Source organism: Pontibacillus salipaludis (assembly GCF_014642405.1).
In the GTDB taxonomy this organism is placed as follows: domain Bacteria; phylum Bacillota; class Bacilli; order Bacillales; family BH030062; genus Pontibacillus; species Pontibacillus salipaludis.
Genome location: NZ_BMIN01000002.1, coordinates 119,006 through 140,865 on the forward strand (window position 1 = coordinate 119,006; position 21,860 = coordinate 140,865).

Consider the following 21,860-nt stretch of genomic DNA (forward strand, 5'->3'; position numbering starts at 1 on the left):
TAAAAAGGAGGTTCTTATTTTGCAGCCAATGCTTCCTACGCTTTTAGATGACATACCTACAGGTGCCAATTGGGTTTATGAGGTGAAATATGATGGATTCAGAGCATTGCTTCATTGGACGGAGGGTGGTGTGAGGTTGATGAGTCGGAATGGGAATGATTTGTCTGAGCGTTTCCCAGAGGTTATTCGTGAGTTTTCAAGTCAGACTTCTTCTGTGAGGGAGAGCCTTCCGCTTTTATTAGATGGAGAGATTTGTATACTAAATACACCTTTTCAAAGTCATTTTCCCTTGTTGCAGAAGCGAAATCGAATGAGGAGTGAGCAGTCCATTGCACAAGCGGCTGAGGAACGTCCTGCGACTTTTTTAGCATTTGACCTCCTCAAGGAAAAAGGAAAATCCTATACGAACTCTCCTTATCATGAAAGGCGAGAAATGCTTGAGAAGTGGAAGCGTTGTGTACATGTTGTGGACAGTTATTCGAACGCTCGAGAAGTACAAGATCTTGTCTTTTTACATAGGGGAGAGGGATTGGTCGCTAAAAATAAAAAGAGCTTATACAAACCTGGTGAAAGAAGTAATGATTGGATTAAAATCAAAAATTGGAGAACAATTCAAGCTTTCCTCACAGCTTATAAGTCGGAGAATGGGTATTTTACAGCTTCTGTGTATAGTGGGGATACAATTGTGGATATAGGATCTGTTAAGCATGGTCTGTCCACAGAGGATCAACAAACTCTTCAAACTTTCTTTACAAATAAAGGGGAGAAATCCGAGGGTGTTTATACGCTTGATCCGAGTGTCTGTGTAGGGATTCACTGTCTTCATGCACAGAAGGACGATTTACGGGAACCCATGTTTTCTTCATTTTTACTTGAGTTATCCCCAGGAGATTGTACGGGGGATCAAGCTGAGTGGGATTTAGCTCTTTTTCCACATGTGGATTATACAAATACGGAAAAAGTATTGTGGAAAGAATCCCATTTCAAAAAAAGACATCTGCTCTTGTATTTAAGAAAGATTGCTCCTTACATGCTTCCATTTTTAAAGGACAAGAAGTTAACGGTCATTCGATTTCCTGATGGGATTGACCAAGAGTCTTTCTTCCAGAAGCACTTGCCAGACTATGCCCCAGACTATGTAAACCGTATAGAAGGATCTAAAGAAACTTACATGGTTTGCAACGATTTGAACACGATCCTCTGGCATGGTAACCAAGGAGCGATTGAATATCACATCCCATTTGAGACTTCACAAGCATCAGCCCCAAATGAGATTGTATTTGACCTTGATCCTCCTGAACGCGAATCCTTTTCTCTGGCTATAAAGGCTGCCACCCTTCTTAAAATGATCTTTGATCGACTTAATCTTAAGGCTTTTGTGAAGACGAGCGGTGGAAAGGGAATGCAAATCCATATTCCGATTCAATCAGGAAGTTTAACATATGAAGAAACTCGCTTATTTACTGAGCATGTGGCACAACTACTCATTAGCCAAGAGCCAGACCTTTTTACAGTAGAACGGTTAAAGAAAAAGCGAGGAAACCGACTTTACATTGATTACGTCCAACACGCAGAAGGGAAGACCATCGTTTCCCCCTACTCACCACGTGGCCGTGAAGGCGCAAGCGTAGCAACACCTCTCTACTGGTCAGAAGTGAATGAATCATTAGACCCTTCAGACTTTCACATTGGAAACGTTTTGGAACGAGTGGAAACTAGAGGGTGCCCATTTGCCTCTTATCAAGAAGTGCGTGAAACGCAGGATTTACAATTGGTGAAAGAACTCATCGAGGAAGATTAACCTCCTTTCATCCAAACTGAGACAATGTTTCCGTTTACGTTATAGTAGCGAAAGGTGGTTGGGGAACGGGGAGACTCCTGCGGGAGAAAGAGGTCGACGAGACCCCACAGAGAGCGCAAGCGAACGAGGAGGCTCTAAAAAGAAAGAGGGAGTTCGACTAAAACCGTCACGTCCTGTGACAACGTCGAACGACCCCACCTCGTGTGGGGCCGCCCGCGGAAAGCGAGTGGTTTCCAGGCCCACCTTACGCTCCATTAAAGCTGACGGATACGTCTCTATCTCACTCAAAAAAAGACCTCGTGTTGGAATGAACGAGGTCTTTCTACTTTTATTCACTTACGGCTACTTCACTCCGGGTTCTGGTCATTGAAAATACGGCTGTGGCTAGAGCGATTACGATGAAGATCCCGCCGACTGTTGCATTGTGTTCTACGGATGATCTTTCAATGACAATACTACCAATGAACGATCCAAGGGCAATCCCTAGGTGAAGTGCTGAGTTGTTTAAGCTCTGTTGAATGTCGGATGATTCAGGAGCTGATTCGATTAGATAGCTTTGTTGCGCTGGTGTTACCGCCCAGCTGAGCATACTCCATATGACCATTACGATTAAGAAGAGCGGGAACGAGAATGTTGTATAAGGAATTAAGAAAATCGAAACAGCAAATACGGCAATGATCCCTAGTACAGAAGGCTTCGTGCCAAAGCGATCAGCTAGCATACCACCGACGCCCCCACCTAGCACGGCTGCTACACCAAATATAAGGTAAACGATACTTACCCATGTTCCATTCAGACCCATTGTTGTTTTTAAGAAAGGGGTTAAATACCCATACAGCGTCAAGTGACCTGCAAGAAACAGAAAAGAGGTCATTTGCGCAAATAAGATTTTGTTATCTTTCAACGTTTTCAATTGATCTTTCATCGGGATAGAGGGTTTAGGTGCGATCCGTTCCATAAAGAAATAAACTCCGGCCATTGAAAGCAATGTTAAACCTGTAATCAGGATAAAAGGGGCACGCCATCCAAACGCGTTCCCAAGCATTAATCCAAAAGGAACACCTAATACGAGCGAACCGCTAATTCCCATAAATACAATCCCGATGGCTCGGGCACGGTAAGCTTCACTTACAATATTCGATGCAAGCGTCACACACAGGACGACAAGCAATGCACCACTAGCAGCTGAAATCATTCTAGCTGCCATCAAAATTGAATAAGACGGTGCAAAAACAGCGATTAAATTCCCTACCAAGAAGACAACGAGCGTCCACAAGGTTAGTTTCTTCCGTTCAATTTGAGAAGTTAAGGCTAACAGAATCGGGCCAGCAATAGCAAATACAACTGAAAAAATGGAAATTAAAAGGCCTGCTTTCCCTACTGTAACTCCAAGGTCTCCTGCTACTAAATCTAAAATACCACCTATAATAAGTTCGACCATGCCTACGACAAAGGCTACGATCGTCAACAGATATACACGCTTATCCATCATGTCTCGTCCTTTCCGTTAAAGTTACCACCATAATGGTAACTTTAAAATCATGAAAGCACAAGACCCAAATCTCCCCACCTATGATTTAAAATTTTGTAGACAGAAAAGGTCGATTTATACCACAGCTTCTCGTGTAAAACGAAATCTTGCGCTTGGTATGCTAAGATAGAACTAACGACTAGAACGTAAGGAGCTAATGAATTATGCTTCAACCATTTGGATTTACACAGTATGAAAGCAAAGTATATGAGGCACTCATATCTGTGAATGAGCCCTTGGACGCCACTGGCATTGTGAAGCGGTCAGGCATTCCTCGCTCAAAGGTATATGAAGTGCTTCATCGCATGAGTGAAAAAGGAATGATTTTAGAGTCAACTGTTGATAAGAAAAGACAATACACTGCCTTACCTATTGAATCCACAATCGACAAACTAAAATCTGACTTTGAAGCCAACGTCGAGCATTTAAGAAATATTCCTATAACAGAGGCTCCCTCGGATGATCGAGTATGGACGTTGAAGGATGACCAATCCATTCAAGCTGTTCAAAAAGAAATGATTCAAGGAGCAAAGGATTCCATTATCATTTCAGGCTGGGCAGATGATTTGCGTATTCACCTCCCGATTCTTGAGCAATTTGACCGAAATGGAGGACAGGTTGAAATCCATACGATTGGTGAATTGGATACAAGCATTGCTAATGTATCGATCCTGGTTCCAAACTCTATGCACGAAGCATTAGAAAGAAGTCGTATTCTTATTATCGATAATCAGGAAATGATGTTTGCTGGTATTGAACAAAACGCATGGCAGGCTATACAGACTCAATCTCGCCCTCTTGTGACCTTCTTCAAAGAATTTTTCTATCATGATGTTGCTTTAACAGAGATCACTAAAAAATATAGTGATACCATCCTAGAGGACCCTTCTATTCGAGAATTACTATTAAAATTGCGCTATTAACCAAAAAAGCTCCGTCCATTTTCTAATGGACGGAGCTTTTATATCTGCTTTACTATTTTCTTGAAGCGATCATTCTACTAAAACTTAATCAACCCAACCGCGTGCGTACATGGCATCACCTAAACGCTTCACCGCTAAGTAGAAAGCAGCGTGGCGCATGCTTTTATCAATGTCTTCCTTCATGTCATACACTTCTTGGAAGGCGATGGACATGTCTTTCTCTAACCGTTCATTGACGACCTCTTTTGCCCAATGGTCGTGCATATCGTTTTGCATCCATTCAAACGCAGAGACCATGACGCCTCCTGCGTTACAAAGAATGTCAGGGATAACAAACACGCCATTTTCGGCTAAAATATCGTCCCCTTTTTCTGTAGTCGGTCCATTTGCTGCTTCGGCCACTACCTTTGCTTTTATCTTTGGCGCTGTTTCTTCCGTAATCTGGTTTTCAAGCGCTGCAGGAATGAATATATCACAATCTATATCAAAGATCTCTTTCGGGTCCTTTTCTTCTGCGTACCCTTTTAGAGACTGGTTGTTTTCCATATATTCAAGCATGTCAGGGATATCAAGTCCATTTTCGTCATAAACAAGGGTATCCACGTCAGCTACGGCGGTGACCTTCATGCCCTTTTCTGAGAGTGATTTTGCTGTAACGGAACCTACATTGCCGAATCCTTGAATGGCGACTTTAGCCTGATCAGCGTCCATATCTAACTTCTTCAAGGCTTCTAATATATTAATAACGACACCTTTTCCGGTCGCTTCTACACGCCCTTCAGACCCACCTATGACGGGGGGTTTCCCTGTAATAAATCCAGGTATATTACGTCCTCTTAATTTAAAGAACTCATCCATCATCCAGCCCATGACACGTCCATTTGTATTGACATCAGGTGCTGGGATGTCTTTCTGTGGACCTATAACAGGTTCAATCTGCTGGATGTATTGGCGGCTTAGTTGTTGGAGCTCGCGTTTAGAGAGTGTACTAGGATCAATTTGAACGCCACCTTTTGCTCCTCCAAAAGGAAGTTTTAGAATAGCTGTTTTCATTGTCATCCACATTGAAAGGGCAACAACTTCCTCCTCACTTACATTCTCGTGAAAGCGAATGCCACCCTTACCTGGCCCAAGTAGATCGCTATGAACAGAGCGAAAGCCTGTGTAGGTTTCTACAGTACCGTCATCCTTCTCAAGGGGAATCGATACTTTAATGCAGTGCTTCGGTTCTTTCAAGATTTGGTAGACAGAAGAGGATAAATCCAGCTCTTCTACTACCTCGTTGATCTGTTTGTTTAACCAATCTAATGTACTCACAGAGGTCACTCCTTCGTCTTAGTCTATAAGACCTCTTCCCAAAGGAGAGTCCCCTAAAACCAAATTATGGTGTTCTTCTTAAGAAATTAAGAAAACGCTTCACTACATTCCCCTTCGGCGCTGGCTTCTGTTGAGGTTTGTCTTCTTGTAAAAAAATTTCTTCATGATCGACGGCATGCTCGTAAGTAAGGACTGCTCCCAAATCTGAATCTGCCTCTCTGTTATTAACAACTGTATACTCCAGCCCATGTTTCAAAGCTACGTCACGGTAATTCTTATAGTATCGTGAACTGATCTTACCGTTTATCAAAAGATGTGCACCTTTGTTGTTTGCTATCTTCTCTTCCATATCTTGTACACCTTTTTTCTTCATAACCTGACCTTTCGTAAGGGCGAATACCACACGTTCGCGAATCGTTCCTAAAAAACGCTTTCTCTCCGATGGCTTCGTGTCAGGTGTGCCATAGATTCCATTTTGCAGATAATCTTCTACTTGTTTATCACTCATGTTCCTCATCCTTTGTTTCTGTTCTGGTATTTAGATTCCCCGAATATTCGGGAACCATGTGAGACCTGTCACTATATAAGTTGAGAGTATGCTTCCGTTTGCTTAATTGAGCTTAAGGTGGTTGGGGAAATCACTCGCTTTCCGCGGCGAGCTGGGAAGCCTCCTCGTTCGCTAACGCTCTCTGTGGGGTCTCCCCTAGGCTCCTACTGCCGCAGGAGTCTCGCAATTTCCCCAACCACCTTTTCCATATTAGTAGTAACGGAAGCATGTCATATCTGTCCTGTTCTGAAACGAATCTAGTATAAAATTAACACTTAACTTTAACAGAGCCTAAGGAAATGAAGAGAAGAAGAAAAGCCCAAACGCGGGGCTTGGGCTTTTTCGTTTATTCTTTATTCAAAATCGATGGCCCAGTTTCCGTTGCGGAAGATTGGCTCGGTGGTGCCGTCTTCATAGACACCGTCGATATCCATGTCGGATGAACCCATCATAAAGTCTTCGTGTACCATGCTTTCGTTTACGCCATGTTTGGCTTTCTCGTCTTCGCTCATGTTAGATCCGCCTTCTACGTTTGTAGGGTAGGCGCCGCCTAGGGCTAAGTGGCATGACGCATTCTCATCATATAACGTGTTAAAGAAGATCAGTTCTGATTGTGATATTGGAGAGCGGTGGGGTACTAGTGCTACTTCCCCTAAGCGACGGGCTCCTTCGTCTGTGTCGAGAAGTAGTTTTAGCGTCTCTTCTCCCTCTTCTGCCTTAAAGTCTACAACTTTTCCATTATCAAATGTAAGGGTGAAGTTTTCAATGAGATTTCCTGCATAATTTAATGGTTTCGTGCTCGTTACGGTACCATTTATGCCGTCTTTGTGCGGCATTGTAAATACTTCTTCAGTAGGCATATTCGGATTAAACTTCACTCCGTCCTGAGACTTTGTGTCTCCTCCATGCCAAATGTGGTTATCAACGAGCTGTACAGATAGATCTGTGCCAGGAGCTTTGTAGACAAGCTTTTTGTACTGCTTTTCATTTAAGTAAGCACGTGCTTTACGTAACGTCGCGTTATGCTCTTCCCAAGCTGCGATTGGGTCTTCCTGGTCGATTCTTGTAATCTTAAAGATTTGATCCCACAACTGATCCATTGCTTCTTCTTGAGTAGCATTAGGATAAACCTTCTTCGCCCAGTTTACAGTAGGAACAGATACTATGGACCACGTAATCTTATCGTTCATCACATACTGCTGGTATTCTTTCATTGCCTGTCCACCAGCTTTATTAGCTGCAGCAACACGAGCTGGGTCGATGTCTTTTAACAGGTCAGGGTTAGGAGCATAAATCGAAAGAACTGAAGCACCGTCTTTTGCATAACTCATTACTTCATCTACTTTCCATCCTGGTACATTTTCTAATACTTCCATTGGAGCATTCTTCATTTTCAAGTATGTTAGGTCCTCATCAGACCAACGAACGTGTACATCTTTCGCTCCTGCTTCATACGCTCGCTTGGCTACAATACGAACGAATTCAGCATTCTCCACGCTAGAATTAATCACTAGTGCTTGTCCTTCTTGTAAATTAACACCAGTATGTATCGCGAGATCAGCATATTTTTGAAATTGTTGTTCTGTTGGCTTCATCGTTTTATTCCCTCCATGATCGCTTTTTCTTTTTTCTTATTATTTCATATTTTCAAAACCTTGCCTAGTCAAGGGGACTTAGGCAAGGGGTTCTCTAGTTAAACAGTTTTAACTATCATCGTAGCTTCTGATACGTTAGGAATCTTTTTGCTTTTCAAAGACTTCGATTGCCCGTTTGCGCATTGTTTTATGGTCGACACTTGGTTCAGGATAGTCTTCTCCTATTTTGCAATTGTATTGCTCCTGCTCTTCGGCTGACATCTTAGAAGGTTCATGGATATACTTCTTAGGCACATCTTTTAGTTGAGGAAGATAGGATTTAATGAATTCTCCTTCTGGGTCGAAACGTTCAGATTGACGGGTTGGATTAAAAACGCGAAAGTACGGCACAGCGTCTGTTCCTGTAGATGCCGCCCATTGCCATCCCCCGATATTTGATGAAGCATCATAATCAATAAGACGTTCTTCAAAATAGCGTTCCCCTTTTCGCCAATCCACTAGATAGTCTTTCGTCAAGAAGGAAGCTACGACCATCCGTAGACGATTGTGCATCCAGCCAATTGTATTCAATTGCTTCATGGCTGCATCTACGATCGGATAACCTGTCTCTCCCTCTTTCCATTTCTCAAAGTAATCTTCATCCTGATTCCAATCGATGCCTTGATACTGCTCACTTACTTCCTCATGCTTACTGTTTGGATAAATGTAGTGAATCATATTATAGAAATCACGCCAGGCAATTTCAGAGATGTATGTTTCCAGCCCTTTCGATTCTCCTCCATTTTCTTCTATCACTTCCATCGCTTTATGATAGACCGTGCGGGGAGATAGAACGCCATTTTTTAAATATGGCGAGATCATACTCGTAGCGTTCTTTGCAGGGAAGTCCCGATTTTCTTCATAATGGTGCACCTTATTGTGGAGAAAGTGGGCCAACCTCTGAATGGCTGAGCGTTCTCCGATATGATTCCATTCTTTCGTGCAGTTTGAGAGTAAGTCTCGGAAAGCTTTCTCTCCTTTTTGAAATTGATCTGTGAAATCCGTACCTAGCTCTGAAAGCTTTTTCTTATCAATAGAATACACAGCAGGCTTATCTAAAGAGGACCACATTCGGTAATACGGCGTGAATACTTTGTAATAGCCACCATCCTTCTTATGAACTCCTTCAGCTCCATGAATGTGAGCATCTACAAAGCTTTCGACCGGTATGTCCTGGGCTTCAAGCCACTTCGTAACCGATTGATCACGCTCTCGGCCGAAACCTACTTCATCTTTATTATAAAATACGGATTGAACCGTAAAGTCTTGATCGAGCAAGTGTTGAAACGCTTCCTCAACTTCTCCTGAAATAAAATGAATGGGAAACTGTTGCTCAGCAGCCTGGTTCACAAGATCTTCTAATGTTCGGAAGAAATAATCATGCCGAACTGTAAATGAATCGTTTAGAGATGGATGTATATGAAACAACCCCATCACTTCTGCCCCAGATTGTTCAGCGTCTTTAAGTGCATAATATAACGCCTTATGATCACTTAAACGTAAATCCTGTCGAAACCATACCACATTTACCTTATTCATAAGGCACCTCCTATACCAATCTATACCCTCATCCTAACCAATCCATATCCCCCTCATAAACTCTCAATGCGTCTCCTAGCACAACAGCCATACCAATTCCCTTTAAAGCAGTAAAGCGTGCCAGGCACCCTTTACCTTACTAAATCAATAAAGGGTGTCTGGCACGCTGTTGTTCTGTAGTGTGGTGAAGGGTTTTAGGTGTTGGATTGGATGAGTTGTTGAAAGATGGTGGTGGCTTTGGTGTGCATAGGTTTTTGGCGTACTAGAATGGAGAAGCTTCGTTTTAGCGTGGCTTCTGGTATGTTGATGATCGCTAGGCTATCCATAGCAATCTCTTTCCGTATGGTCCATAACGATAAGAAGGTTACACCCAGTCCTGCTTCAACAGATTCTTTAATAATTTGGGTGCTACCAAACTCCATACGCTCACTTGGTGATATGGAGAGATTATGAAACATTCGTTCTGTTGCTTCACGCGTTCCTGAACCGATTTCCCTCGTAATCCATATAGCTTCTTCTACCTCACTCAACGTTACATGCTCTTTCTGCGCCAAAGGATGATCGTTTGAGGCTACGATTTTCATTTCATCCTCAGCAAAGGGACGAGTATCAATAGAAGGCTCATCCACGTCACCCTCAACTATTCCGATATCAAGCTCCCTGTTTGCTACTTGCTTTGCGATATCTTGCGTGTTCCCGATATTAACCCTTGGGTGAATAGAAGGATACTCTTTGCGCATTTTTGCAATAATACGAGGTAGAACATATTCTCCAAACGTGTAGCTCGCCCCAATCGATAGTTCACCTTTTGGTTCATTAAACAATTCATGAATTAAATGGTGCATCGTGTCCTGATGACCAATAATTTGCTTAGCGTGCTCATACACGATCTCCCCTGCTTTTGTCGGAACAATTCTTTTATACGTGCGGTCTAATAACTGTACACCCATTTTAGATTCAAGGGACTTAATGTACTGGCTCACTGCAGGTTGTGTCATATATAAGGATTCAGCCGCTTTGGAGAAACCTCCTTGCTCTACTACAGTAATAAAAACTTTAAACGTATCATTCACTTTCATCACCTCCATATTATAAGTGTTTACTTATAACCTATATTAACATGATTTATTTAACTTATACCTATAAGGAGCGTAACATAAATGAACGGAGGTGCACGTTATGTATACATTCTTATCCCGTTATCCATTCTTCGGTGGAATCGGATTTACTTTCATATTAGCTACAATATGCGTTCTTCTTGCAGGGCTTCCAGGGTTTCAATATATAGGAGCTTTAGCTACGTCCATTCTTTTGGCCATTGTGTTTCGCCAGGCATTTGGCTATCCCACTGCCATCCACTCTGGTCTACAATTCTCAACGAAGAAGTTGCTTCGTGTTGCCATTATTTTATTTGGCTTAAAGCTCAATATAGATGTTGTGTTAAATGAGGGACTGGGTTTACTTGCCAAAGGAGCTGGCACGATTATTTTCGCTATTGTCGTAACGATGGTGTTATCTAGATGGCTTAAAGCAAACTGGATGATTGCTATGTTACTTGCAGTTGGTACCGGGGTGTGCGGTGCTGCAGCTATTGCTGCTGTATCACCCATATTAAAATCAAAAGAAGAAGATACCGCATTGAGCGTTGGAATTATTGCTCTTGTAGGAACAGTGTTTGGTATTGCCTACACGATTGTCGGGCCTTTTCTTCCGATTACAGCTGAACAATACGGTATTTGGTCAGGGTTGAGCTTACATGAAATCGCACACGTGGCCCTTGCCGCAGAACCGGCTGGTGAAGATGCGCTTGGTATGGCGCTACTTGCAAAGTTAGGACGGGTTCTCCTTCTGATCCCTCTTTCCTTCATTCTTGTATTTTGGATGCGACAAAAGCGGCACGATGAGACTCAAGCACAGGTCAGCTTCCCATGGTTCTTAATAGGTTTTATCATTATGAGTGTAGTGGGAACGTACGTGTTAGGTGATGTGATCCCGACTTCTGACGCTTTCTTAACAGGTGTCTCAAACGTCACTACTTTCTTGTTAGCCATGGCGATGAGTGGCTTAGGATTAAATGTTAGTATGGCTAGTATTAAATCAAAGGCGATGCGACCGCTTGCGGCGATGCTTATTACATCCGTACTTTTATCCTTCATGACTTATTTTGCTTTATAAAATGGAACCGGGACATTCGCCCTTCCTCTTTTGATGAAAACGCATATGGTATGAAAGAGTACTATATTTCAATTTAAAGAGGTGGAACACATGTCTCAAAATTATGGTGGAGGATTCGCTTTAGTTGTAGTGTTATTTATTCTTCTTATCATCATCGGTGCTGGCGCATTTAGCGGCGGATACGGATACTAAAATGAAAAAAAGCGGGCGCCCCTTACTAAAGGAGAGCCCGCTTTCCTTATGATCCGTCTCCACCGCCAGCTACCACGGCTGAGCTACTTGCAAGAACAGCAACCATAGCAGCCTGTTGAGCTTGAACGATCGCTTCTAATGCTGTAAATAAACTCGTCTCCGTTACATTTGTATTTCCTGTAATCTCACTGACAACTATATTCGTTGTGATCTTTACGTTCATATCCGGATACCATTTAAACAACTTCCTTTCATCAAGCTGACTAGAAAGCTGTTTGACCGTATTCACATGCTTTTCTCCATTTTCTATTAACGAAAGCATCCCCATTTCCGGATAATACGCTTGCTTCCCTTTTAAACGTAGATCAACAAAAGTGGATTTCACCTTTTGAACCCGCTCCACTATAGCTTTCTCAGACTCTTCTGAAGGCAGGGCAAGGATATGACTTAGAAATTGCAGTTGATTCCCTTTCGTAAACCCATTATCATCCAAATGTGCATAAAAGGCCTCCACGTAATTAATTAAGGCGTCTTCCTCTTTATCTACTTCTCCTAACAGAACAGACAGCGGGTAATCCATATTCGTTGTAAGAAAAGGGTGTTCTACGCGCATTCCTTTATAGATCGACCTCGCACGCTGAACAAGCGGAAGATTAAGTTCCCTATGTTTTAAAAAATGAACCATAGCTGCAATATATGTGAATACCCCTCGCTGGAATCTCTGATCCACGAAAGCCTCATACACTTCTAAATAGTTATGAAACATTTCTTTAGGCGCATCAAAATGAATATCAAGCATCGCAGCAGTTGTAAACCTAGCCTGAGATTTCAAGGTCGAAAACAACCCTACTTCGCCTTTAATATACTCACTCACCTCTAAGAATCGATCCATATTAAACTCTTTCTCATTCACGACGTACATGGATGCAATCATCATATAGGTTTGATTGTTTGAAACAGACCACTTTAGCTTCCTCTTCAACTGATTCACGATCTCTATGTATCTCTCCATTTTGCGCTCTAAACGTTGCTGATCCATTCAAACACGCTCCTTACCGTTCGGTTACTACTATAATGTACGAGCGTATTCTGGATTTTGTTTCAAAAAATAGAAAAAGGAGGCCTATAGGCCTCCTTTATTCTGTTCGATTTATTGTTCAAAAGCCTTATTTAATGTTGCCATTTCAATGGCCGCAGTTGCAGCTTCCCATCCTTTATTACCAGCCTTTGTGCCAGCACGTTCAATGGCTTGCTCGATGGTTTCTGTGGTGATTACACCAAAGATAACCGGGACTCCTGTTTGCATAGAGGCTTGCGAAACGCCTTTTGCAGCTTCTCCGCACACATAATCAAAGTGAGGAGTGGACCCTCGAATAACAGCCCCTAACGTAATCACTGCATCGTACTTACCTGTGTCAGCCATGCGTTTAGCGATCATTGGAATTTCATATGCTCCTGGTACATACGCTATGTCCACGTCACTTTCTGCCACACCATGACGTTTTAGTGCATCTTGAGCACCTTCGTTTAGTTTACTTGTGATGAAGTCGTTGAATCGACCAACAACAATCCCAATTTTTAATCCTGTTCCTACTAAATGTCCTTCAAATGTTTGTCCCATGTATGATTCCTCCTCGAATTAATAGTGAAATAAATGCCCTAATTTAGATTGCTTTGTGCTTAAATAGCGTTCATTTTCTAAGCGTCGGTCCATTTGAATTGGAACCCGGTCAACTACTTCTATACCATACCCTTTTAACCCTGTAATTTTCTTAGGGTTGTTCGTGAGTAGATTTAATTTGGTAATGCCAAGATCTTTTAAAATTTGGGCTCCTATCCCGTAATCACGGAGGTCAGCAGCAAATCCTAATTTTTCATTTGCCTCAACTGTATCAAGGCCTTGCTCTTGGAGCTTATAGGCATGCATCTTGTTAAGAAGCCCAATTCCCCGGCCTTCCTGACGCATGTATAGCAATACACCTTGGCCAGCTTCATCAATTTGCTTTAAGGCAGCATGTAACTGTGGACCACAGTCACATCGGTAAGAACCAAATACATCACCGGTAAGGCACTCTGAGTGTACGCGAACCAAGGTAGGCTCGCCGGGCTTAATGTCCCCTTTTACAAGAGCAACGTGTTCTTTTCCGTCGATCTCATTTGAATACCCAACAGCTCTAAACTCACCATATTCCGTCGGGAGGTTAATTTCAACTTCTCGTTGAACGAGCTTGTCTTCACGATTTCGATATTGGATAAGATCTTGAATGGTAATCATCTTTAAATTATGCTCATCGGCCATCTGACGAAGATCTGGTACACGTGCCATTTCGCCGTCGTCTTTAATAATTTCACAAATCACACCAGCGGGCTCTCCGCCTGCCAATTTAGCCAGATCTACTGCCGCTTCTGTATGACCAGCTCGGCGAAGAACGCCTCCTTCTTTTGCAAGGAGAGGGAAGACGTGTCCCGGTCGCTTGAAATCTTGAGATTTTGCTTCTGGATTTAAGAGCTGTTGAACCGTAACAGAACGCTCTGCGGCTGAGATTCCTGTTGATGTTGTTTTATGGTCAATGCTTACTGTAAAAGCTGTTCCATGTGGATCGGTGTTTCGTTCAACCATCGGGAAAAGCTCTAAGCGGTCAGCCAGTTCTTCTGTTACAGGAGTACAAACAAGCCCCTTCCCATACGTAATCATAAAGTTGATCACTTCAGGTGTTGCATGTTCAGCAAGGGCAATCAAGTCGCCCTCATTCTCACGATCTTCGTCGTCACAAACAATGACGACTTTACCTTGTTTCAAATCGTTTAGCGCATCTTGTATTGAATCGAACATATTCGTTCACTCCATTTTTTATGGATTATTTAAATCCGTTTTCTGCTAGAAATCCTTCTGTAATGGATGAGGATTTCGCTTGTTGCTGTTGCTTGGATAAGAAATTAACAACGTATTTACCAAGCATGTCAATTTCAATGTTTACACGGTCGCCTTTGCCTTTATCACCAAGAACTGTGTGCTCTACAGTGTGAGGGATGAGTGAGATGGTGATGGTGTTTTGATCTACACCAAATACCGTCAAACTTGTACCATCAACAGCAACTGAGCCTTTATAAACAAAATAGTCCATTAAATCTTCAGGAAGCTCAATCGTATAATAAATAGCATTAGAGTCTTGTTTTTTACTCGTAATTGTTCCCACACCATCTACGTGCCCTGAAACCATATGACCGCCAAAACGTCCATCTGCTTTCATTGAGCGTTCCAGGTTCACCTTGCTTCCCGTACTAATCTCACGCAAATTCGTTGCGTGAAACGTCTCAGGCATTACATCAAACCGCGCTTCTTGGGAAGTAAACTCCGTTACCGTTAAGCATACGCCGTTAACGGAGATGCTATCCCCAAGATGGACATCTTCTAAGACGGTCTGAGCTGTTACCGTGATTTCCATTGCTTCTTGTCCTTGTTTGATCCCTTTTACAGAACCCATTTCTTCTATAATTCCAGTAAACATCGTTTCACCTCTAACGGTTAGGTTTAGATACGATTTTCAAGTCGTTGCCAATATGAACAACCTCTTTTATGTGAAGGTTCAGAGCTTCTTTGAGCGCCTTTATTCCTTGACCGCCAACTGGAGTCGGAGCGTCTTGACCTCCGATCATTTTAGGGGCGATATAGGTAATGACCTGCTGTACAGAACCGGATCTCAAGAATGCATCATTCACTGTCGCTCCTCCTTCTACATAAATGGAGGTAATCCCCTTTTCTCCAAGCAGGTGGAGAGCCTCTTCAACAGTGACATGTGAGCTTGCTACAGTGAGGATATCCACATGTGGAAAAGCTTTATATTTTTCTCTCTGTTCTTCTGAAACGTTATTCCCTGCTACTAGCCAAGTTGGCGCATCGGGGTTTTGAATGAGGGGTGTTTCAACAGGAGTGCGCAAATGCGTATCCAGCACAATACGAACAGGGTTCTTTCCTCCATCAGGTAAACGCGTGGTTAGCCGAGGCTGGTCTTTTATCACTGTGTTCACACCTACTAAAATGGCATCATGTTTATGACGATCTTGATGGACATCGGCTCTTGCCTTCTCACCTGTTATCCACTGGCTCTCACCCGTAACCGTTGCAATCTTCCCATCTAAAGACATTGCGTTCTTAAGAGTTACGTAAGGAATTTTCGTTGAAATATAGTGGTAAAAGACTTCATTCAAATCGTCAGCTTGTTCTTTTAAAACATTGGTGACGACCTCAATGCCTGCTTGCTTCAGCTTCTCCACACCACGCCCAGCTACCTGCGGATTCGGGTCAAGGGTGGCAATCACAGCTCGTTTAATGCCTGCTTCTACAATACGGTCTGCACATGGTGGTGTTTTCCCGTGGTGACTGCATGGCTCAAGTGTGACATAAATCGTCGCGCCCTCGGCATGGCTACCGGCCATATTTAATGCATGGACTTCAGCATGGGCATGGCCTGCTTTTAAGTGAGCCCCCATACCAAGCACCTCTCCATCCTTAACGACAACAGCTCCAACGGCTGGATTTGGTGAAGTCTGGCCTTCGGTCGCTTGAGCCATTTCAATAGCTGTTCTCATATACCTCTCATCCTGATTCACATTTCCACCTCCTGTCTCATTCCATATAAAAAACCCTGAGGAAGATACACTTACCCCAGGGTCTCAATTGAGTGTTAAAAAAACGGACGCACGTCCAGAATTTTCTGACTACTGCTGGTTTTACACTTTGCACCAGTAAAGTCTACTCCTATTCCTTCTCCCATCCGGACTTTAACCGTCGGCTCTGGTTTCTCACCAAATCAACCGCAAGAGCATACTCTGCGGGTCGCGGGCTAGCAAGACGAAGCTTGATCACCGCCGGTTGGGATTTTCACCCGACCCCGAAGGAATTATTCGATTATCAAAATTCTATTGTACACTTACACTATAATTTATTTTAGAATCTCACGCAACGAAAAAACACTCACCTATGCTTTATCACACTAAAGTTATAGAGCGTGCCAGACACCCTTTCATACTGTAAAGCCTTACAGAGTGTCTGGCACGCTTTCGCTCTGTAAAGTCTTACAGGGTGCCTGGCACGCTTCACTCGACTAAAGTGCTTTTTATTGGATTGATAGTGTTGGATCCAGAGAGATCTTCACATTGCCTTGTACCGCTCTTGAGATCATGCAGCTTGATTCAGCCTTTTCAACAAGCTTCTTGAGCTTCTCAAACTGAGCCTCTGTCGCTTCATTTTTCAAAGAAACGACAGGACGGTGAATGATTTCGTCGTATGAAATGACACCTTTTGTTACATCTACAATACCTTCTGAAGTCATGCTCATGTCATGAAGAGGAAGTTCTGCACGTTCAATCATTGCACCAAGTGTAATGATATAGCATGTCGCTGCCGCTCCAAGAAGCATTTCATCAGGGTTCGTACCGACTCCTGGTCCATCCATCTCTGGCGGAATCGAAATCTCGGTTTTCAGACGATCTGTCTCTATTTGACCAACAGAATTGCGCCCACCGGGCCATTCTGCTGTAAGGTTGAAATGATGCTTTGGCAAGATAATGCCTCCTTTAACAAGTAAATCCTATCTACACCCAACGTACCACACCTCCCCCTCAAAACAAAGCCACCCGCTTTACTACAGTAGTGAACCGCAGGGTGCCAGACACCATGCAGTTCTCTAAAGCACTAACGGGTGTCTGGCACCCTGCAGTTCTCTAAAGCATCAACGGGTGTCTGGCACGCTTTAGCCTACTACTGTAAGACAGTGGGGGGAGGGTGCTGTATAATGGTGGTACTATGTTTGGAGAGGGTGTGTGGTTATGAATCGGTATGATGTGATTGTGGTTGGCGCTGGATTTGGGGGATTAACGTCAGCTGCAATGCTTGCTAAAAAGGGGTATTCAGTTGCTGTGCTTGAAGCCTCTAATGAGCTTGGAGGTTGTGCTGGTAAATTCGATCGTCATGGGTACCGATTCGGTGCTGGTGCGACAGTTGGAATGGGCTTTGAAAAGGATGGTGTATTAAAGCGAGTATTCGACGAGCTTGAAATGGATTTACCTCCTATGACATCCTTAGAAACGATCATGAACATTTACACATCAAATGACACGATTCACTACTACCAGGAAACAAGCCGTTGGTATCAAGAAGTCGACAGAGTATTCCGCTCAAACAGCCAACAAGTGAAACGTTTCTATGAAGAGGTCTTTAAAGTCGGCTCTCGCATTGACCAGCTCCTCTTAGATCTACCTGTATTCCCACCAAACCATTGGAAAGACTGGCCAAAGCTTCTCAAGTACGTAAACTCCAATTCAATCGCACTTACTCCATACATGACTCAAACGGTGATGGATCGGCTTAAATCTTATAACCTTCATCAAGATGAAACATTTTTGTCCTTCTTGAATGGGCAGCTGATGGACAGTGTTCAAACGACTGCAGACCAATGTCCGGCTTTCCTTGGATATGCAGCCCTACAAACGTTTCATAAAGGCGCTTTTTCTGTACGAGGCGGACTTGCTACTATAGCTGAGAGGTTAGCAGAATCAATCAAGGCCAACGGCGGGGAGGTTTTACTTAGAAGACCCGCTATCCATATTGCTCCACAAGATGGCCGCTGGGTGGTCAAAAGTCGCAGAGACCGCCAATATGAAGCCTCTAAAGTCGTGTTGAATAACTCTCTTCATAACTTCCACCAACTATTCGACCAAGAGGTTCATAAGCAATCTGCCATCAAAAAAGATGACCTTACATCTTCCTGGGGAGCGTTTATGCTTTATATAGGAGTAGATGACGTCTTTCCAGAGGACGTGTTATATCACCAAATCATTCAGGATAAAACGAAGCCACTGTCAGAAGGAAACCAGTTTCTTCTCTCCCTATCAGGTAAAGGTGACACTCAAATGGCTCCTCACAATAAAAGGGCGATCACGATCTCCACTCACACAGAAGTTGCTCAGTGGTGGAAGCGAGATGACTATGAAGATTTAAAAGAGCGGTATACCGAACGAATACTAGATGGCATTGAAACCCACTTTCCTGACTTTAGATCTCACATTAATGTCTTAATGCCAGGCACACCTGTAACATTTGAAAGATTTGTTAAACGAGATAAAGGTCGTGTGGGAGGCTATATCCCGAATGGAAGGTTCAGTTGGTTACAACACCAATCTGTTTATACAGGTCTTACAGGCATTTATGCATGCGGAGATACCGTTTTTCCAGGAGCAGGAACGCTTGGAACTTCTCTATCTGGATGGATGGTAGCTGAGGAAATTCAAAAAGGCTAACACTTGCTAAAAGCACAAGTGTTAGCCCTTTTTACTTGTATCTAAGGATAACCAGTTCACGAGAACAAGGAGAATACATAAAGCAGAAAAACTATAATAAATAACTCCTGGCATTTCTTTCATCATCACAGCAATTATAGGAGGTCCAGCAGCTACCCCAACAAAACGAATACTACTATAAATTGATGTAATCGTGCCCCTTTCCTCCTTAGGGACACCCTCTGTAATGAAAGCATCCATACATGGTAAAGCAATCCCGATCCCAGCCCCCGCTACTGACAAAATAACTAAAAATAGAGCTAACCCGGTGTTGTCACCAACGAATAAGAAACTCAGCGCAGCGATGCTATTGCCCGCTACAATCAACCACTTCATCATGACTTTGTTTTCTCCGATTTTACATCCTGACGTGTAAGATGCAATGCAGAGAAACAGAAGAGGAACGGCTAAGTATAGACCTTTTGCATATCCCAGCTTCTTAAAATCATCTTCCAAAACACTTGAGAAATGAAAAAGCAACCCAAATAATATAAACATAAGAACGCCACCCGTAGCGAAAACGGAAAAGATCCAGTGCTTATTTTCCATAATTAAATCTTTCGTATTCTTTATAAACTTGCGCAGCGTTGACTCATGTTCTTTTTCCTCTTCTTTTGGAACCTTAACAAGGAAAATGACTAGTAAAATGGAAACCAAAGACAGAATCGGTATAAACAAGAACGGAAGGTACCACACAACAACAGCCAAAAAAGCCCCTAAAACAGGACTAAGAACTTTGCCGAATGTATTGGCGGTTTCAATGATCCCAAGCCCTTTACTTATCTCTTTTTGATCTTTGAACATATCTCCAACCGTCGGGATGACAACAGGAAACGCTCCAGAAGCTCCAATCCCTTGTATGAACCTACCTACTAAGATCAGCCAATACGGATTCGGTAACGACCACGCGGCAAATGTTGCAATTCCGCCTCCTATCGCTACCGTAATAAGACTCGGAATAATCACTTTTTTCCTCCCCCATTTATCGGAGAAATATCCGAACACAGGAATAAGCGGAATGGCGATGACTGAATAAATTGTGATCACTAAGCTAGACTGAAACGAAGTAATATTCATCTCGCGCTCCATAAGAGGAAGAACAGGAATTAACATAGAATTACCCAGGGTCATCATAAGGGGAATCGATGCTAGAGCCAATAAGTCCCACCGTTTGTCCTTCATACACATTACTCCTACTATTAAGAAATTGTCCTTACAGCTAATTTGTGTAAAAGGCAATGGGTTCAATACCCATCATTTATTGGAAGTTCTCGATTTTGTGTAACGCTATTCACAAGGCGAACAAACTAGAGAGATGATACAATGGAGGAAAAGGAGAGGATTTGCTTGAAACAATTAACACACGAAGCATTCAAAAGAGCTCGTAACTGGATCATGATGAAAGGACGCCCCCTTGAACAGGCGCTTTTTGCCTACGAATTTGAAGATGGAACAGCGGATGATGTCTTAAACGCTTTACACGCCTATCAAAATGTAGACGGCGGCTTTGGTCAGGGACTTGAACCAGACATCCAGCTTCGGGACTCATCTCCTATCGCCACTTCTGTTGCACTACAACACCTAGTTCGATTTGCAGATGAACCTAAAGCAGACACGATGATCCGTGAAGCCATTAGATACTTAGAATATTCGTTCTTAGAGGAAAGACAGGGATGGCTGGCCGTACCTGAAAAAAGCAATGACTATCCCCACGCATTCTGGTGGACCGTTCACAAGAATGGAATGTCATGGATTGATGAAAATTGGGGGAATCCAAGCGCTGAATTAATTGGATACTTATATTTATTCGAGGAGTACGTAACGGCCTTACCTATTCCAAAGCTTATTGATCAGGCCATGCAACACTTCCTACAATTAGATTCGTTTAAATCGGAGCACGAGATCTACTGTTATTTACGCCTATTCGCCATGATCCCGTCCCAGCGCACAGAAAAAGTAGAACGACAATTAACGAAAGCCGTACAATCTCTTGTGAAATTAGACAGGGAGAACTGGGAGAAGTATGTACCTTTCCCGCTTAAATTCATCCCGTCACCGGACTCACCAAAATTCGGGATTCCGGACTTTAAACTTGAAGACAATCTAGATTTCTTTGTAGAGAAGATTGAAGAAGATGGGAAGTTAACCCCGACTTGGGAGTGGAATGATTACCCTGAAGCTTGGGAAAAAGCAAAGCAGGAGTGGAGCGGCATCCTTACAGAAGGCACTCTTAGTGCTCTGAATCGTTTTGATCGACTTTCAAACTAAGAAGTTTGTAAACGGCACCGTAGCTTAAGCATGATCGTGTTGAAGTGCTACGTATACGATCGAACCGCTTATGCTCAAGCATATGCATACATAATCTCAGTTCTCACGATTACCATCCAACCTCATAGAAAAGCCCGGTTTTGCCTTAGTGGCGAAACCGGGTTTTCTTTATTGTGTAATGATCATGCTCGGGGCTTCTGTAAGGTATTCCATAAGATTATCTACATCTGCTTGGACCTTTTGCCACTGTTCGGAAGATAAGGCTTGTTGTAATATTTCTTGGTTATCAAATTCAATTTCTACGACTAAGTAAACATTTTGCTTTACATTAATCGTTTCTCCAACAGAATGAATCACTACATTCTTTACACCCTCCACAGCATTCACTAAAGGCATGTGAACTTCTTCGTGTTGATCTTTAAATCCCTGTTTATCCGTTGGATGTGGGTACATGACTAATATTTTGGCCATTGTTAAATCCCTCCTGCCATCTTACATTCCCAATTAAACGAATCGACAAACGACTAGTAAACCATATTGGGACCATCCCCAAATCCATGCATAATTTCCAATCGGGCACGGCATAACTAAAAAC

General features: G+C 42.9%; 20 protein-coding genes and 1 riboswitch. Of the genes, 6 read left to right on the forward strand and 14 right to left on the reverse strand.

Features of this window, described 5'->3' with window-relative positions; all coding sequences use genetic code 11:
- The first annotated feature begins 28 nt into the window (after positions 1-28).
- The gene (locus IEW76_RS02765; protein ID WP_188651112.1) at positions 29-1,801 is read left to right on the forward strand and encodes a DNA ligase D; all 1,773 of its coding nucleotides are present in this window, start codon (positions 29-31) and stop codon (positions 1,799-1,801) included.
- A gap of 328 nt (positions 1,802-2,129) precedes the next feature.
- Here IEW76_RS02765 and IEW76_RS02770 read toward each other — a convergent pair whose 3' ends face one another.
- Positions 2,130-3,290: an MFS transporter gene (locus tag IEW76_RS02770; RefSeq protein ID WP_188651114.1), complete on the reverse strand. Its 1,161-nt coding sequence runs from the start codon at positions 3,288-3,290 to the stop codon at positions 2,130-2,132.
- Between the two features lie 206 nt (positions 3,291-3,496).
- Here IEW76_RS02770 and IEW76_RS02775 point away from each other — a divergent pair, with 206 nt between their 5' ends.
- Entirely contained in the window at positions 3,497-4,255 is a 759-nt protein-coding gene (locus IEW76_RS02775) for a TrmB family transcriptional regulator (RefSeq protein ID WP_188650700.1), read from the forward strand.
- Positions 4,256-4,339: 84 nt separating this feature from the next.
- On the opposite strand, the gene IEW76_RS02780 is transcribed toward IEW76_RS02775, so the two are convergent.
- The 5 genes from IEW76_RS02780 to IEW76_RS02800 all read right to left on the reverse strand — a co-directional run bounded on the left by IEW76_RS02780 (position 4,340) and on the right by IEW76_RS02800 (position 10,365).
- Positions 4,340-5,572, reverse strand: a complete 1,233-nt coding sequence (locus tag IEW76_RS02780) for a Glu/Leu/Phe/Val family dehydrogenase (RefSeq protein ID WP_229721104.1) — start codon at positions 5,570-5,572, stop codon at positions 4,340-4,342.
- 64 nt (positions 5,573-5,636) lie between these two features.
- A complete protein-coding gene (locus IEW76_RS02785; RefSeq protein ID WP_188650703.1) occupies positions 5,637-6,080 on the reverse strand; it encodes a YueI family protein in 444 nt (147 codons plus the stop codon).
- 392 nt (positions 6,081-6,472) lie between these two features.
- Entirely contained in the window at positions 6,473-7,714 is a 1,242-nt protein-coding gene (locus IEW76_RS02790; RefSeq protein WP_188650705.1) for an aminopeptidase, read from the reverse strand.
- Positions 7,715-7,849: 135 nt separating this feature from the next.
- Positions 7,850-9,292 carry a cryptochrome/photolyase family protein gene (locus IEW76_RS02795; RefSeq protein WP_188650708.1) on the reverse strand — a complete coding sequence of 481 codons (1,443 nt, stop codon included), beginning with the start codon at positions 9,290-9,292 and terminating at the stop codon, positions 7,850-7,852.
- A 194-nt stretch (positions 9,293-9,486) separates the two neighbouring features.
- Positions 9,487-10,365: a LysR family transcriptional regulator gene (locus IEW76_RS02800; protein WP_229721105.1), complete on the reverse strand. Its 879-nt coding sequence runs from the start codon at positions 10,363-10,365 to the stop codon at positions 9,487-9,489.
- A gap of 106 nt (positions 10,366-10,471) precedes the next feature.
- Between IEW76_RS02800 and IEW76_RS02805 the strand changes: the two genes are divergently transcribed.
- Positions 10,472-11,467, forward strand: a complete 996-nt coding sequence (locus IEW76_RS02805) for a YeiH family protein (protein ID WP_188650712.1) — start codon at positions 10,472-10,474, stop codon at positions 11,465-11,467.
- A gap of 90 nt (positions 11,468-11,557) precedes the next feature.
- Positions 11,558-11,659, forward strand: coding sequence for a YjcZ family sporulation protein (locus IEW76_RS02810; RefSeq protein WP_188650714.1), 102 nt, complete (start codon positions 11,558-11,560; stop codon positions 11,657-11,659).
- Positions 11,660-11,705: 46 nt separating this feature from the next.
- Here IEW76_RS02810 and IEW76_RS02815 read toward each other — a convergent pair whose 3' ends face one another.
- From IEW76_RS02815 to IEW76_RS02840, 6 genes are all read right to left on the reverse strand, one after another.
- Complete coding sequence (locus tag IEW76_RS02815) at positions 11,706-12,698, reverse strand: DUF4003 family protein (RefSeq protein ID WP_188650716.1); 993 nt, start codon at positions 12,696-12,698, stop codon at positions 11,706-11,708.
- 111 nt (positions 12,699-12,809) lie between these two features.
- Positions 12,810-13,280 carry a 6,7-dimethyl-8-ribityllumazine synthase gene (gene ribH, locus IEW76_RS02820; protein ID WP_188650718.1) on the reverse strand — a complete coding sequence of 157 codons (471 nt, stop codon included), beginning with the start codon at positions 13,278-13,280 and terminating at the stop codon, positions 12,810-12,812.
- Positions 13,281-13,298: 18 nt separating this feature from the next.
- The gene (locus IEW76_RS02825; protein WP_188650720.1) at positions 13,299-14,492 is read right to left on the reverse strand and encodes a bifunctional 3,4-dihydroxy-2-butanone-4-phosphate synthase/GTP cyclohydrolase II; all 1,194 of its coding nucleotides are present in this window, start codon (positions 14,490-14,492) and stop codon (positions 13,299-13,301) included.
- Between the two features lie 25 nt (positions 14,493-14,517).
- The gene (ribE, locus tag IEW76_RS02830; RefSeq protein ID WP_188650722.1) at positions 14,518-15,168 is read right to left on the reverse strand and encodes a riboflavin synthase; all 651 of its coding nucleotides are present in this window, start codon (positions 15,166-15,168) and stop codon (positions 14,518-14,520) included.
- A 10-nt stretch (positions 15,169-15,178) separates the two neighbouring features.
- On the reverse strand, positions 15,179-16,270 hold the full coding sequence (gene ribD / locus IEW76_RS02835; RefSeq protein ID WP_188650725.1) for a bifunctional diaminohydroxyphosphoribosylaminopyrimidine deaminase/5-amino-6-(5-phosphoribosylamino)uracil reductase RibD: 1,092 nt from the start codon (positions 16,268-16,270) through the stop codon (positions 15,179-15,181).
- Between the two features lie 148 nt (positions 16,271-16,418).
- Positions 16,419-16,563, reverse strand: a riboswitch (FMN riboswitch).
- A 213-nt stretch (positions 16,564-16,776) separates the two neighbouring features.
- Positions 16,777-17,223: an OsmC family protein gene (locus tag IEW76_RS02840; RefSeq protein WP_188650727.1), complete on the reverse strand. Its 447-nt coding sequence runs from the start codon at positions 17,221-17,223 to the stop codon at positions 16,777-16,779.
- Positions 17,224-17,488: 265 nt separating this feature from the next.
- Between IEW76_RS02840 and IEW76_RS02845 the strand changes: the two genes are divergently transcribed.
- Positions 17,489-18,958 (forward strand): phytoene desaturase family protein, encoded by a 1,470-nt coding sequence (locus IEW76_RS02845; RefSeq protein ID WP_188650729.1) that lies wholly within the window; start codon positions 17,489-17,491, stop codon positions 18,956-18,958.
- A 21-nt stretch (positions 18,959-18,979) separates the two neighbouring features.
- Here IEW76_RS02845 and IEW76_RS02850 read toward each other — a convergent pair whose 3' ends face one another.
- Positions 18,980-20,179, reverse strand: coding sequence for an MFS transporter (locus IEW76_RS02850; RefSeq protein WP_188650731.1), 1,200 nt, complete (start codon positions 20,177-20,179; stop codon positions 18,980-18,982).
- Between the two features lie 165 nt (positions 20,180-20,344).
- Between IEW76_RS02850 and IEW76_RS02855 the strand changes: the two genes are divergently transcribed.
- On the forward strand, positions 20,345-21,265 hold the full coding sequence (locus tag IEW76_RS02855) for a hypothetical protein (RefSeq protein ID WP_188650733.1): 921 nt from the start codon (positions 20,345-20,347) through the stop codon (positions 21,263-21,265).
- A gap of 168 nt (positions 21,266-21,433) precedes the next feature.
- Here the strand turns inward: IEW76_RS02855 and IEW76_RS02860 are convergent, their stop codons facing one another.
- Positions 21,434-21,736, reverse strand: a complete 303-nt coding sequence (locus IEW76_RS02860; protein ID WP_188650735.1) for an EthD family reductase — start codon at positions 21,734-21,736, stop codon at positions 21,434-21,436.
- Between the last annotated feature and the right edge of the window lie 124 nt (positions 21,737-21,860).

Excerpts from the sequence above, each read along its gene's own strand:
- IEW76_RS02765 (WP_188651112.1), top strand. The coding sequence starts at position 29 with ATGCTTCCTACGCTTTTAGATGACATACCTACAGGTGCCAATTGGGTT.
- IEW76_RS02770 (WP_188651114.1), bottom strand. The coding sequence starts at position 3,290 with ATGGATAAGCGTGTATATCTGTTGACGATCGTAGCCTTTGTCGTAGGC.
- IEW76_RS02775 (WP_188650700.1), top strand. The coding sequence starts at position 3,497 with ATGCTTCAACCATTTGGATTTACACAGTATGAAAGCAAAGTATATGAG.
- IEW76_RS02785 (WP_188650703.1), bottom strand. The coding sequence starts at position 6,080 with ATGAGTGATAAACAAGTAGAAGATTATCTGCAAAATGGAATCTATGGC.
- IEW76_RS02790 (WP_188650705.1), bottom strand. The coding sequence starts at position 7,714 with ATGAAGCCAACAGAACAACAATTTCAAAAATATGCTGATCTCGCGATA.
- IEW76_RS02795 (WP_188650708.1), bottom strand. The coding sequence starts at position 9,292 with ATGAATAAGGTAAATGTGGTATGGTTTCGACAGGATTTACGTTTAAGT.
- IEW76_RS02805 (WP_188650712.1), top strand. The coding sequence starts at position 10,472 with ATGTATACATTCTTATCCCGTTATCCATTCTTCGGTGGAATCGGATTT.
- IEW76_RS02810 (WP_188650714.1), top strand. The coding sequence starts at position 11,558 with ATGTCTCAAAATTATGGTGGAGGATTCGCTTTAGTTGTAGTGTTATTT.
- IEW76_RS02815 (WP_188650716.1), bottom strand. The coding sequence starts at position 12,698 with ATGGATCAGCAACGTTTAGAGCGCAAAATGGAGAGATACATAGAGATC.
- ribH (WP_188650718.1), bottom strand. The coding sequence starts at position 13,280 with ATGGGACAAACATTTGAAGGACATTTAGTAGGAACAGGATTAAAAATT.
- IEW76_RS02825 (WP_188650720.1), bottom strand. The coding sequence starts at position 14,492 with ATGTTCGATTCAATACAAGATGCGCTAAACGATTTGAAACAAGGTAAA.
- ribE (WP_188650722.1), bottom strand. The coding sequence starts at position 15,168 with ATGTTTACTGGAATTATAGAAGAAATGGGTTCTGTAAAAGGGATCAAA.
- IEW76_RS02845 (WP_188650729.1), top strand. The coding sequence starts at position 17,489 with ATGAATCGGTATGATGTGATTGTGGTTGGCGCTGGATTTGGGGGATTA.
- IEW76_RS02850 (WP_188650731.1), bottom strand. The coding sequence starts at position 20,179 with ATGAAGGACAAACGGTGGGACTTATTGGCTCTAGCATCGATTCCCCTT.
- IEW76_RS02860 (WP_188650735.1), bottom strand. The coding sequence starts at position 21,736 with ATGGCCAAAATATTAGTCATGTACCCACATCCAACGGATAAACAGGGA.